Here is a 14,368-nt window from a genome sequence, read left to right as displayed (position 1 = left end):
ACTTTGCCTGGTGCGGTTCAGAATGGAAGCGACTAGTTGAAGTCGTCTTCCAGGGCCCAGGCCACGTCCAGATCGGCGAGCAGCGTGTCGACGGCATCGTCGTCGAAGGATCCCTCTGCATCGCTGTCAGCGTCTTCAGAGAAGGCTAGAAGCTGATCGAGCGAGAGAGTGGTCTGAGGGATAATGCTGCCAATCGGCTGGGCGGCTTCCACCGGTTGCCCCTCCCCTGCCCCGATCGAAGTCGAAGCGGAAGAGCTGAGCTGCGGGGTCAAGACAATCATCGTCGACGACGAAGCAGCGAAATCGCTTTCGATCTCGGAATCAAACGAGATGCCCGGTTCCGATTCGACCACGATGTTCCCACCACCGGTCGAACTGTTCGACTGCGAAGAAGAACTAGCCGAGATATGGATCTGCGTCGATTCGCCATCGAAGCTGGCATCAGGCGATTGCTGCGACGAAAGTATGTTCAGCAGACGGATTAGATCGCGGTTGTTGAGGTAGCCATCGGCCACAATGTCGAGGTACAAATCGCTCGACTGATGGGCATCGGTCAATTCACGAACCGAACGCGAAATAATCGTTCCGGTCGAGGGGGTTCGGAATTCGTCCAGCAACAGATCGAGGTCGTTCGAGTCGACCTCCCCATCACCGTTGATGTCGCCTTGGGCGATCGGATTGTGCCAGGAAGTCGACGCAATCTTCGTGGAGAAGGCGAGTCGACTGGTCGCCGAGGCACCCCCTAACACGACATTCATCTCAGCAGGAATTGCATAGAACGATTCCTCTCCGCTGGCAGGCGTCACCATCAGGCGATAGTTGCCATCGACATCGACCGGCAGCGAGAACGCGCCGGAAGCATCGGTTGTGGTCATGTTGGGCCGGCCGACAACAAGATTGTCGAGCCCAATATATTTGGCGGTTCGCGAGCGGTCGTTGGTCGTCGGCGAGAGTGCCCCGCGAGCGATCGCGTAGGCGGCATTGGCCGTTTCGAGTTCGACCACCATCGTCTTGACTTCCCCGGCCGACATGGCCGAGGTGCTGTAGCGAGCCAGAAGGTTGTCGTTCGCGTCGTACAGTTCGAGATAGCCAATGTCGCCGTTGGCACTCGCGATCGCATCAATGGCGACGCGGCTTACGGGCGAATCGAAGGTAATCTCGAGTTGACGTTCGTAAGACCAGAGGTTGCTCCAGCTACCGTTGTTATAGTTGCCGAAACCAAGTGTACCGGTTGATGCCAGCGAGCTGGTGATCGTCGCAGCCAGGTCATAGCCTTCCGGCAGATCGTCGCCCAGGACTCGCAGCGTGACGCCATTGATCGGATTGCTAAGCGTCGCCGTGTTGTAATAGTTGTCAGGTTCGACATAAACCTGCGTTGCGACCGCCTGGCCCTGGGTGTTGACCAGTTCCACGGTCCACCCGGCCAGGCCCTGCTCGCCTTGGTCGTGGACACCGTTGCCGTTCGCATCGTACGAGAGATAGCCGCTGAAACCATCGACGATCGATCTGTCGATGTGGGCCGTCGAAGCGGTGAAGATGTCGGAGGTGATCAGACCGGTCGCATCGACCAGTCGAGCCTCGACGACATGCATGCCGCTATCGGGCATGGTCAACGTGAGATCGAGATTCACCGTGTAGTCGTCGATGACTTGAGCGGTCTGCCACTCGCCACCATCGACGCGGATCTCGACCCGGTCGAGGCGATTGATGGTGACGGAAGTTTGCTGGCCCCAAGAGTTCTGATTCGGCAGCACGCCAATCTCGCCCATACCGGTAATCCGTAGCTGAGAAGTCTCGGCGTTGAAGCTCGACTCCGCAGAGAACGCGATCGGCACATCGAAGACATCGAACAGCCCGTCGCCGTCCGAGTCTTTCCAGCCGATCGATTCCAGCGACGAGGTGCTGCTGGTGTGGGCAGCGTAGGCCGCGGCCAATTCAGTCTGGTTGCCCAACAGGGTCGACTCACGTGAGTTGACATCCGGGTTGCCAGTGACGGCGTTGGTGTTTTGCGTGTCGTAGTAGCCACGCGTGCTATCGTAGGTCGAACTTGTCGAGGCGTATTCGTCCATCGCCCAGAATTGGTGCGAGATCTCGTGTGCGATGGTCGACGCGGGACGACCTGATGGGACTGCCAGGAACGATCCACCAGCGAGCGAGAATGCTCCACGAACCGAACTATTCGAGGGGAATAAATCGTCGGAGTCGTTGTCGGAGTTGACCACAAAGATCGTGAACGCCCAGTTTGTATCGTGCGTCACACGCTGCGTGTGGTTGAACTGGCGGACATCGTTTTCGACGATGCCTGATCGCGAGACACCCACTTCGCTGAGAAACGGCCCGACCCAAGCTTCCAGGTCGTCGGCTCGGTTCGAGATCGGTTCGACATTCACCTCGATCGGGTTGTCGGCGTAGGTGTAGTCGATCTCGAAGTTGAGCGTATGCACCGAAGACTGCAGAGCCAGGGTGTCTTCCCACCACTGCAAGGCTTCTTCGATCTTGCCTTTGACCTCGGTGCGGTGCTGGCTCGTCCAGGTTTCGGTGTTGTCGCTGCCGACCGACTCGAAGAAGACCACCGTCACGGTGATATCGCCCAGCATGAATTCGCCGGTGTCGAGCGCCGTCGCGTTGTAGGGCACGGCCGAAAGAGCGAGCCGCGATTCCAGATGTTCCAATCCCACAGGCCGACGCGACCCGCCGCGTGTCGGCTTGCGGCCAACACGCCTCGTCAGACGTCGATGTGCGGTGAAACGAGACATGCAGGACAGTTGCCGGCTACGGAATTGTGAAAGGAAGAGTCGCCCCAGGCGAAGTTCGCGTTGACCTCAGCGCCGATTACAGATCGGTTTCGTCGTCCCACAGGGCGAGGATCGTGTCGGTATCGTTCGCGAAGGACGAGTCGTCTTCTTCGCCAACGGTTGTGTCGGAGCCACTGCTGCTGGCAGCGATGATCACGTCTGACTGGTCATTCCAGTCCGAGACGATCTGATCGGTCGAATCAGGATTCATCGTTTCCGAGCCTTCTTCCGATGGAGTCGTCGTCGACGATCCACTGCTAGAAGTCGAGGCGGATGGAATCAGGAACGTGTTCGACTTGCTCGACGAGATGCCGCTTCCCGAAACGGAGTCGGAACTGCCTGAAGTATTCGATTGCTTGCCGGAGGTCGTGCTGGAAGTCGACGTGGTTTGCTCGCTGCCGGTCGATTCCCCCTCGAAGGCAAAGCTGCTCGAACTGGTTCCGAACATCAGGTCGGTGTACCAGGTCGGATAATTGCGAGGACTTGGGTCAGTCGCTTTCACGCCGAAGTTCTGCACCAGAATGTTCAAGTCAGCCACGCCCACCTTGCCGTCGCGGTTGAAGTCGAAGGTGACCGCGTCTGGGTATTCGTTCAGTGGCCGACCCATCTGCTGGACCAACTGGCTGAAGTCGATCACGCCGATCTTGCGGTCGCCACCATCGCCCAGGTCGAAGATCACCGGCCAGACCTCGAAGTTCTGGCTGGCATCGTTCAGGTTCCCAACGACGATCGACTTGACGCCCTGGGTCGAGATGGTCGCATTGGCATCGACCAAGCTAATGCTGCTTGAAGTTACCGGCTGGTAATTGCCTTGGCTGTCGTCGATATCGATTTCAATCAACGACCGAAGTTGCACGCGGCCGAGCAAGGCAAAGTTGTCGTCGCCCAGGTCGGAGCGAAGCGTGTTGAACGAAACCGTGATCAGGCCATTGGTCGAATCGACCGTGGTGATCGTGTTGGTGTATTTGACGTTGGTGACGTCGTCGGAAGTATCGATGACGCCCACGTAAGCGAATTCAGTCGGATCGTAGGCGATCTGATAGACGCCGCCGGTGATCGAAGTCCCGACTTCGGCCTGGGCGTAAAGCTCGACGTAGACGTGCGACCATTCGTCAATGATTTCAGTGTTGCTGACCGGTGTGTCGATTTCACCACGCGAGGTTGGCAGCGTTTGCGAAGGAGTCGTGACGAAGCGTACCTCGAAGTCGACTTCCGGCGTGGCGGCAGTCACGGTCAGGTTCAGCCCCTGGAAGTAAACCTCGGCAGTGGTATCGAGGATGTCGTCTCTTCCAATCAAACTTATATACTCGGCCTTATCTTCGAAAAGTACTCTTTCGTTGTTTGTCATTTCTCGCGTCACAGGATACCCGTTGAGAAATTCCGGGCCTCGATCCTCGGGGGCAATATTTGGATCATCGTCTGTGGCTACGACCCGAGTGTTCAGTTCCGGAGTGAATCCATAGGTCCCGGTCGCTTCAGCAACCATACGGAAAGACATGTACTCGATTTCGTTCGGGAAGGTTTGACTCGTAACGCGCGTGTTCACGAAACCGATGTGGGTCAGATAGCCATCGATCGTGTCGTCGGGCACAAAAGTGTCGAAGGTCGTCACCGTTGGACCAACCATGAGGGCCGATCCTTCTTTGAAGTCGAACCCGTCGCGGTTGTACGCCAAATTCATAAAGAACGAGGCGAAACCTCTGGGCAGCGGAGTGAAGTTGTCCTCGGTAGTGGGGGTTGGGGCCCCTGCATCGCCCCGGCGGTCTTCGACCAGGACCTTAATCAGGAAGGTCTCGCCCTGGGCGACTTCGTTGACTTGGTTGCCATTGAGGTCGGTCGCGACCAGGCGAACCGAAGCGAACTGGGCATCAGCGGCCAGTAGCTGTCGGGTTTCCAGCATTTCGACACGTGCCTGGCGGTTCCACTGGCGACCAGCAGATTTTCGGCGGAACGAACGAAGGCGATCGGTATTCATGATGTGCATGAGCTGATTCAGTGGTCCGAAAGGAAGAACCCGTCAAGTTTCGCGAATAGAGGGAGTTTGTCCGTCAGGCCAGATAAACCGGGAATGACTAGGTCTCAGACTAATTGGCCCCGAAGGGAACGCAATTGCGTAACTAGCCGAGAGCGTTAGGCTTTGCGGGTCGTATCGATTGTTTCGATAATTCACGCATTTCTGGCCTCGATTAACCTCTGATTTGGACGAACGGCCTGACCATTAGTTCCAAGCGAGAACTCAAAATCGAAAAAATTGGATCGATTTCCGGCGATGACTGGGAACTTATTCCCCAGAGGGTGCGACCAACTGGCTAGGCAAATAGGAAATTTTGCGGATCCGGGCAGATAGCCCTGTTTTTCCGGGTTTGACGACCGGAAGAAAAAGTTTGCAAACGCCATTTGCCCTAATTAGTCTGGACGACGCGGGTGATACCCCCCTGGTCTTCCCAGATTCCTCAACTTGTAACTTGCCTAATCGAAATTGATAGGTTGCCGTAGGTCGCCATGAAGAAATCCAAGAGCCGCCAGCACCGCTCCACTTCCCATTCGATCCGACGCGCCAAACGGCAAAGCCGCATGGAATCCTTGGAACAGCGCTCGATGCTGGCCGGGAATGTGGTCCACAACGAATACTTCCCGAACGACGTGAACGGCGACGGGATGTTGAATGGCCTCGATCTCGAGATCATGGTCAGCGAAATGAAGGCAGCCCGCTCCGCCTCGCAGTCGGGTTCGGGTGCCTCTCTGGAAGGGGAGCAGAGCCTGTTCCTCGACGTCAACAACGACGGTCGCTTGACCAACGAAGACTTGATCTCGACGGTCAACGCTCTCTCACTAGAGGGGGAAGCGGCTCCGAGCAACTTCAAGATCAACTACGATGTTGAAATTCAAACCACGTCGTCGACGACCGGCGAAGGCGGCACCGGCACGATCAAGGTTGGCGATACTTTCACGCTGAATATCTACGTCGAAGACCTTTCGACGGTCAGCGATGTCGACAACTCGCCGAACCTGACCGGTATCTTGCAGGCTTTCGTCGACATTCGGATGTACGAAGGTGGAACGACTAATCTGGACACTAGCTCGTTCATCATCGCCGATCCGACAACCGACATTCAATTCGGCCCAACGTTCGACGACGTCGCCGCTTCGGTGCCAAGCAACGTCACCCCATGGGGAGCTCGCGTACCGGGAACGGACAACCAGTTTGTTGAAGATGGTGTGCTGAAGTGGATTGGTGGCTTCGACACCGGTGCCGTCCCAACTTCGGGCCCAATCTTGTTGGCCAGCATTACCTTCCAGGCCGTGAAAGAAACCTCGGCTTCTGGTATCGACTTCACTATCGACGTTCGTCCTTACGAACTGGGCAGCGATATCAGCCAGGAAGAAGTCGCGTTCAACCAGACGCTGCGTGATGGCCAGATGGTGAGCGACGATCAGAACCTGAATGCCACGTTGCTGGTGGGTGCCAACACCGGTGGTCAGACTGGCGAAGTGGTGAACTTCGACGGTGGTTCGGTCCGCCTGGTGATTGAAGAAGCCGATCCAATCAACGGTGCCAACTTCGACTATTACGAAGTCGAACAGAACTTCGGTGACGACGACACTGCGGATCTGCCTCCCGTGGTCGAAATCGGCGGCGTGAAGTACTACGTCCTTGACGTGCTGGCCAACGATCTTGATGGTGCCGGCAATTCGGTCGACTACTTCACGATCGATCCATCGACTTTGACCCAGCCAGATCAGGGTACGGTTCAGATCTATACCCGTTCCGACATCAATAACGACGAAATCACTCCTACCGGTATCACTTCGAGCCAGGTCATTCTGTACGAAGTTCCTGCGGGTGTTGGCGATGTGACTACCTCGTTCAGCTATTCGATCATCGACGATCCAATGGCGACCAACCCGATTGTGGAAGACACCGCGGAAGTGGTCATCTTCATCGAAGCGATCGAGTTCGCTCCGGAAGCTTCGGACATTCCGCTGGTCATCATTCCATCCGATCCAAACGGTCCTGTTTCGGATAACGTGCTCAACTACGTGACCGACGCCGATACGCCGAACTCAGAACTGATCGTCGAATTCTTCGACGAAAACGGTGACACGCTGGAAGCCAGCGATCTGCAGGGTACCTTCACCCCAGTTGATGACGGCAACGGCGGATTCACCGGTGAATTCACCTACGAATCGGACGTCCCAGGCCTGTTCGAGCGTGTTCTCTACCGCGTGACCGATCCTGAAGGTCAGTCGGCAGAAGCGTACATCGAGTTCGAGACCTTGCTCGATAGCCTGATCACCGGTGTCGTCTACTTCGATCCGAACAACAACGGTATCGTCGACGATAACGCGGGTACCACCGGCATTCCAGAACTGCGAATCGGTGGCGTTCTGATCCAGTTGGTTGATGGTTCGGGCAACCCAGTCATGAACCCAACCACCAACGAACCATACGAAGTTCGTACCAACGCCAACGGTGAATACAGCTTCGCTGGTATCGACGCAGGCACCTATGGTGTTGTGATTGTCGACCCACCGTTCACCCGCAAGGGAATCACCTCGTCGGGCGGCTTCACTGCCAACGGTAGCCAGATCAACGACATCGTCATTGGATCGGGCGATGCCGCCAAGGCAACCGGCTTGAACTTCGGTTATAAGGGCCGCGATTACAACTACATCGGCTACGGCGACACGGTCGCTTCGAGCGTCGACGACAGCATCGTCCTGGCGTTCTCGAAGAGCAACGGCGTTGCCACGCTCGAATGGTACATGGTCGATCAAGGTTGGGAACGCCTGTATCAGATTCAGCAGGATTATGCCTACTTGAACCTGAACAACTACGCGGCTCAGATCGCCTTTGAGGTCAATACCAGCAACGAAGACCTGAATGCCCTGGTGGTTCAAGGCTTCTCGCGTTCGACTTCTGGCTACACCGTGATTGCTGAAACGGCTGATGGCATCATCATCCGGATCAACGGCTCGGGCGGCACGGTTATGACGAATCTGGCCGCTGTCGACGCAGCGTTTGCCGACTTGTAATCGACAATCGCCAACCTTCGAAATCAAAAAAGCCGGCGTCCATCAGGACGCCGGCTTTTTTTGTTCGTTGCCAAGCTCGTTGAAGAGCGTTTCCACTAGTAGTGGTAGTCAACACCGAGGGTCATGCCGAGAACCCAGTATTCCTGTTCAAGGAACTGGAAGGTCGGGTCGGTACCACCGAAGCTAGGATCGATGTTGGTGTTGATCATCGTTCCGCCAGTGACCACGTCGCTGAAGTAGATGAAGGTCGCACCGATCTTGAAGTCGAGGTTGCAGTTCAAAGCGTACAGCATTTCGACGTTGGCTTCTGGGATGTAAGCGAACTGGTCGCGATCGTAAGAGCCAATGTTCGACGGCAAAGCGTAGACACCGCCACCGGCGACCGGCGTGCCATTGATGGTACGCGAGCCGTTGATGGTCGCTTCTTGTCGCATGTTACCGACGCTGATCTTACCCATGGCTCGCCAGCTGAGCGGGCCGTCCTGGAATTCAGCAATCAAACCGAACTGACCACCATGGAACTCGTTGGTTGCTTCAAACGCGTCGTTATAGGCAACGATGTCGCCGTTGGTGAAACCGGAGCCGCCAGCCGCGACAACCTCGAACGAAGCGTTGTTGTACAAGTTGTCTTCGATCTTGGCGTAGCTATAACCGGTGACGAAGTCCCAGCGATTGCCGTGGTTGGTATAGATGTGCTTGGTGACGAAGAAGTCGCCCATGTAAATCGAGTTGCGGTTCTCGATGTTCACCGTGCTGTTGGCAAAGTTCGGGCTGGTGGGCAAAGCCACCAGATTCGAGTCCTGCATCATCGTGTTGGTATTGAAGAATGGATAGGCCAGCGTTGGGTACTGAGCCGAAGTGGCGGTGTAGCCCAGGCTTTGTTCTTCCAAAGCCATGAAACGGCCACCGACGCTCCAGTTTTGGTAATCATCCAGCCACAAGCCGAGCGTGATACGGCCGCCGATGCTTGGGCCATCGGTTTCATTACCGGCACCAAACAAGACCTGGGTCGAAGGTTGACCCAAAACACCGAGGTCGGCCGGATCGCTGGTGGTCAGGATCGCTGGGTAGTTGCCACCCTTACGCCAGACCATCATCGCGTCGAAGGTGCCGTAAGCTCGCGGCGGCAGAGCACAACCGTCTCCGCAATCGTCGCATGGCATGCCGGCAACGTTTTCATACTGAACGTAATCGCCAGCAGGCTCGTACATCGAGGCAGGATCCATGCCCGCGTACTGCATGCCTGGCGTCATGGTTCCGCCACCAGGGGCAGCAGCCATTTGAGCGTAAGGCATGGCACCCGGTGCACCCATCATCGCCGGTGGAGCATAACCAGCCTGCATGCCGGGTGGCATCATGCCTGGTTGTTGCATTCCAGCAGGATCGTAGGGAGCGGGGTTGCCCGTGGGATAAGGGTATCCCATCGGCGCGTAACCCTCTTGGGCATAGGATCGACCGGTTCCGAGAACCATTGCGACGATCGAGAAAGCTAGGGTGGAGTAGTTAAGCTTCATGTTGTGTGCTCGCAAACTAATGCTGTCGCTCCCAAGGCCCTGCCTCGTTCCGTAGTTCGGAAGGAGTAACAAGAGCTACCGCTTGCGTCTTATGGACATCCAAAATCGAATAGCCAACGAAGAGCACGGCCTCGGGACGAGACCGGTTTCCACGGGCGGAGTGGTTTCTGTAGTCAGGACGCTAGCCCTGCGCTCCAACGGTCCGCGTACGATTATTCCGGACGTATTAGGAATGTCGGCCATTCGTAGTGTGCCGGTTAAGCAAAAAGCCGGGTGCAATCCGTATAAACGGAATTCTCCAATCGATAGAGCCAGAGTGGCGTTTGAATGGTTCGATCACAGTGAATAGGAGAGCTGCGCAAAGTTTGACGGTTGTTCGTCAGGCCTGTGGCATCAACTTTGGCAATTCTGTCGATTCAACAAGCGGATTGTTGGGAACGGCAAGGGTTGTCTTTCATACTAAAATCTGTTGGGGTCTATCATTAGAGGGCCTGAACCCGCATACGATGTGGCCAAGAAACCGTAGGAACCGTCCCGTTGGAAACTGAGCAGCAGACCTTGGATCCCCCCGAAACCTCGACGCCGGAATCGCCGCAGCCTCCTAAGCGAGGTGCGCCACGGACATTCCGAACCGATTCGCTTCGGTCGATTTGTTCTCAGGTCACCCGCAGCGGGCTGGCTCGCTATATCTCGAAGTTGCCACTAATCGATAAATTCGAGGCCGAGCTCAAAGATCTTTCCGATCGCGATCTCCGTAAACACAGTCTTGGTTTGCGGCATCGGGCGAAAAGTGGCGAATCGCTGGCCAAGCTTCTGCCCGAGGCGTTCGCACTTGTGCGAATCGCCGGTGCCCGCACGATGAACATGCGTCATTACGAGGTGCAGTTGATCGGTGGAATGATCATGTTCGATGGCTCGATCGCGGAAATGGAGACCGGGGAAGGCAAGACGCTGACCGCTACCCTTCCCACCTATCTTTATGCACTGCCAGGTAAAGGGGTGCATGTTGCCACGGTGAACGACTACCTGGCGGCTCGTGACGCCGAGCTGATGATGCCGGTCTATAAGATGCTGGGGATGTCGGTCGGGATCATCGAATCCCAAATGTCTTCTGACGAGCGCCGAAAAGCTTACCAATGCGACATCACCTATGGGACATCGAAAGAATTTGGTTTCGATTTCCTCCGCGATCGCCTTTTGATTCGCCAGACGCGTGAACAAGGGCTCGGTGTTCTCGGACCTTTGCTAGCAGGCAAGTCTCAGAAGAACGAAGAGCCAGTCCAACGCGAACACTTCTTTGCCCTGGTCGACGAAGCAGACAGTGTGTTGATCGACGATGCTCGTACGCCGCTGGTGATCAGTTCGATCCCTGGCGAAGCGGAAAAGGTGGCTGTGGCATGTCACCAATGGGCGGCCCTCGCCGAACGCGAATTCGAAGAAGACCGACATTATGAATATGAACACGACCGAAAGGCTGTCGAGCTGAACGTTTCTGGTCGTATGCTGGTCCGACAGATTCCGAAGCCGAAACTGCTCGATACGGTGGGCCTGGTCGACTTGTACGACTACGTCGAACGCGCGATCAAAGTGAAACGCGACTTCCATTCCGGTCAGCACTACGTGATTCGCGATGGCGAAGTGGTGATTGTTGACGAGTCGACCGGACGTATCGCGGAAGGTCGTAAGTGGAGCTACGGTATTCACCAGGCAATCGAGGCGAAAGAAGGAGTCGAAGTCACGGTGGCCACTGGCCAGGCAGCCCGGATCACGGTGCAGGACCTCTTCCTCCGTTATCGGCACCTGGGCGGAATGACGGGTACGGCAGCAAGTTCCAAAGGGGAGTTCAAGAAGATCTATCGACTGAACGTCATTAAGTGCCCGACCAACCGCATTCCGCAGCGAAAGCTGCTGCCAGATCGCGTGTTTGGGAATGGCGAGGCGAAGTGGACGGCAATCGTCGACGAGATCCGCGACGTGCATACCAAGGGACGGCCGGTTCTGGTCGGTACCCGAACGATTGAAAAGAGCGAACACCTTTCGAAGTTGCTCGAGGAAGCTGGCATCGAACATGAAGTGCTCAATGCTCACCAGGTCGCTGTCGAAGCTGAAATCGTTTCGCGAGCTGGCCAGCCAGGCAAAGTCACCGTCGCAACGAACATGGCGGGGCGTGGTACCGACATTAAGCTCGGAGAAGGTGTCCACGCTCTTGGGGGTTTGCACGTGATCTGCACCGAACTGCACGACTCAGCTCGTATCGACCGGCAGTTAGTCGGTCGTTGCGGACGTCAGGGGGACCCAGGCAGCACACGGCAGTTTATGGCATTGGACGACGATTGTTTGCTCGTGGGGCTAGGACCGAAGCGCTACAAAAAAATGGTTGAGTATGGGAAAAATCGCCAGGGCGAGCTTCCTTCGTACGCGAACCTGTTCCGCAAAGCCCAACGCAAGATCGAGCGGAAGCACTTCGGTGATCGTAAAGTGCTGCTTTATCACGAGAAGCAGCGAAAGAAGATGCACCGAGAAATGGGACAAGATCCTTATCTGGATTCGCCAGATTAGCCAGTGTGATGCACGTTTACGACGTGATGGAACGAAGAAGCATCGGAATCCGTCGAATGTTGCCTACCAACAACGAAATGCCTGCGCGTGACCACTGGTTTCTTAACGTAACTTCTTACCCCGTCGCGAACAAATGAGCCTCGGGCAGAGTACAGTTCAACGGCGATACGACCGCACCAATCGTCATATCCTGCCGCAGAGCGTCGCCGGTTTACCCCTTTTCAGCATTCAAGATTTTCGATTGTGATGTCCCTTGTTATGGTGAAACGTAGGATTCTACGATCGCAAATCGATCGGCCTTTAACCATCAAATCTCAATATGAATAGTCCCGGCATGTCCACTGAGCCCTCTTCCGTGAATCCCGAGACCCTCGAAAGCACCAAGAAGCAGATTCGAGGTCTGATTCAGGAGATTGCGCAGCTTTCCAAACGAGACGTTCCCCCCGAGCAGTACTTCAAAGATGTATTGCCGAAGGTGGTGTCGGCCTTGGCTGCCGTCGGTGGTGCGGCTTGGATTTACGACGATCAGCGTCGTCCGCAACTGATTTACCAAATCAATCTCAGCCGGGGACTCGTCGATCCGAATGGTGAAGAAGGTGTTCGCCACCTTCGTCTGATCGATTCGATGTTCAAAGGTGCCGAAGCCCAGTTGCTCGCACCTCAGTCGGGCGGCGCCGAAGAAGGCTCGGCCGGTAACCCGACCAATCAACTGCTGGTGATTGCCCCGATCCAAGTCGAGAACAAAGTCGAAGGGGTGATCGAAATTTTTCAGCGCCCGAACTCGGCACCCAATAGCCAACGGGGCTATCTCCGTTTTCTCGAACAGATGTGTGGGCTGGCGACCGACTGGTTCAAGACACGCAAACTGGCCGACTTCAACGATCGTCAGTCGTTGTGGTCGAAGATCGAACAGTTCAGCCGAGCGGTTCACGAAAACCTCGATCTCCGTCAGACGGCTTACACTATCGCCAACGAAGGGCGTCGCCTGATTGGCTGCGACCGCGTTTCGGTGGTGCTGCGTCGCGGAAGCTGGAAGGTCGAAGCCGTTAGTGGTCAGGACGTCTTCGACGCTCGATCCAGCCAGGTGCAGCTACTTGGCAAGCTTGCCTCGCGCGTGATCGAAACGGGCGAACCGTTCTGGTTTAACGGTCATACCGAAGATCTTTCGCCGCAGCTGGAAACCGCCGTTCATAACTACGTCGACGAATCGCATACCAAAACGATCGCCGTCATTCCGCTGCGACGTCCAGAGCATGCCACCGACAACCTGAAGCGTGAAGACGAAGAACTCGAACGCCAGTTCCAGGGCGAGATCCTGGGTGCCCTGGTGGTCGAGCAGATCGAAGACAGCTCGCAGCAGGAAGAATTCTCGAAGGGGGTCGAGCTGATCTCGGAGCACAGCAGCCGAGCGCTCGCCAACGCAATTGATTACAATTCGATTCCTCTCACGCCGGTTTGGCGTCTGCTTGGGCGATCGAAGGTCTTGGTGACCGCACGCAATCTGCCCAAGACCGTGCTGGTGATTGCAGCCGTCGCGGCAGTGATCGCGGCCCTGTTTTTGATTCCGGCACCATTTAAAGTCTCGGGCGCGGCAACGCTGACACCTGTCGTGCAGCGAGACGTCTTCGTCAATGTCGAAGGTGAAGTGATTGAAGTACCGGTCGACCACGGCGACCATGTTGCTCAAGGGCAACTCGTCGCGCGACTTCGCAATACCGAACTTGAGCGTCAGTACAAACAGTTAATCGGCGATCGTGAAAAGACCGCTTCGACCCTCCAGGCTCTGGAGTTCCGCAAGCGTCGTCCCGAAACGATGCGCAATGCAGCCGACGCCACGCAGTTGACCATCGATCTGGGACAGGCTCGCCAGAAGTACGACAACCTGAACGATCAGGTTTTACTGCTGGAAGAGAAGATGAAGCGTCTGGAAGTGCTCAGCCCAATCGAAGGTGAAGTGGTGACCTGGGATGTTCGCGATAATTTGATGCAGCGACCGGTTCAGCCAGGTCAGGTGATGATGACCGTCATCGACCCGAAGCAGGAATGGATTCTCGAGATCCGCATGCCTGAGAAACGGATCCAGCACATCCAGTATGCCTTGGAGCATCAGCCTGATTCCGAACAGTTGGAAGTGACGTACATCATGGCCAGCGATCCTGGTCGTCAGCTGACCGGTCACGTCACCGAGATTCAACGATTGGCCCAGCCCGACCAAGCCGAAGGGCAGATCGTGAAGCTGAAGGTGGCGATCGACAAGCAAGACATTCAACACCTCCGAGCCGGGGCGACGGCCACGGCCAAGGTTCATTGTGGCACGGCCCCGCTGGGCTACACCTGGTTCCATGAACTGTTCGAGTTTGTTGAATCGCGAGTCCTGTTCTAAACAACGCATCGCCCCGATACGACCTACCGATATTTTTCGACCCGCACACGAGCGCGGGCTTTGTACTGCACGAGGTAAGA

At 56.1% G+C, this 14,368-nt stretch carries 6 protein-coding genes; 3 read left to right on the top strand and 3 right to left on the bottom strand.

The genetic code is table 11. The annotated features are described in order from the left end of the window. Positions 1-32: 32 nt before the first annotated feature. Complete coding sequence (locus ABD890_RS03375) at positions 33-2,756, bottom strand: hypothetical protein (protein ID WP_345085881.1); 2,724 nt, start codon at positions 2,754-2,756, stop codon at positions 33-35. A gap of 76 nt (positions 2,757-2,832) precedes the next feature. Then, a complete protein-coding gene (locus ABD890_RS03370) occupies positions 2,833-4,779 on the bottom strand; it encodes a hypothetical protein (RefSeq protein ID WP_345085879.1) in 1,947 nt (648 codons plus the stop codon). Between the two features lie 590 nt (positions 4,780-5,369). Here ABD890_RS03370 and ABD890_RS03365 point away from each other — a divergent pair. After that, positions 5,370-7,832: an SdrD B-like domain-containing protein gene (locus tag ABD890_RS03365; RefSeq protein WP_345085878.1), complete on the top strand. Its 2,463-nt coding sequence runs from the start codon at positions 5,370-5,372 to the stop codon at positions 7,830-7,832. Positions 7,833-7,927: 95 nt separating this feature from the next. Here the strand turns inward: ABD890_RS03365 and ABD890_RS03360 are convergent, their stop codons facing one another. Beyond that, the gene (locus tag ABD890_RS03360; RefSeq protein WP_345085876.1) at positions 7,928-9,256 is read right to left on the bottom strand and encodes a BBP7 family outer membrane beta-barrel protein; all 1,329 of its coding nucleotides are present in this window, start codon (positions 9,254-9,256) and stop codon (positions 7,928-7,930) included. 627 nt (positions 9,257-9,883) lie between these two features. Between ABD890_RS03360 and ABD890_RS03355 the strand changes: the two genes are divergently transcribed. Then, a complete protein-coding gene (locus tag ABD890_RS03355) occupies positions 9,884-11,905 on the top strand; it encodes a preprotein translocase subunit SecA (RefSeq protein ID WP_345085874.1) in 2,022 nt (673 codons plus the stop codon). Positions 11,906-12,239: 334 nt separating this feature from the next. Continuing rightward, on the top strand, positions 12,240-14,288 hold the full coding sequence (locus ABD890_RS03350; RefSeq protein ID WP_345085872.1) for a GAF domain-containing protein: 2,049 nt from the start codon (positions 12,240-12,242) through the stop codon (positions 14,286-14,288). The last annotated feature ends 80 nt before the right edge of the window (positions 14,289-14,368 follow it).

The sequence above is a fragment of the Bremerella cremea genome, from assembly GCF_039541315.1.
GTDB lineage: Bacteria > Planctomycetota > Planctomycetia > Pirellulales > Pirellulaceae > Bremerella > Bremerella cremea.
This window is presented reverse-complemented; position numbering and strand designations above follow the sequence as displayed.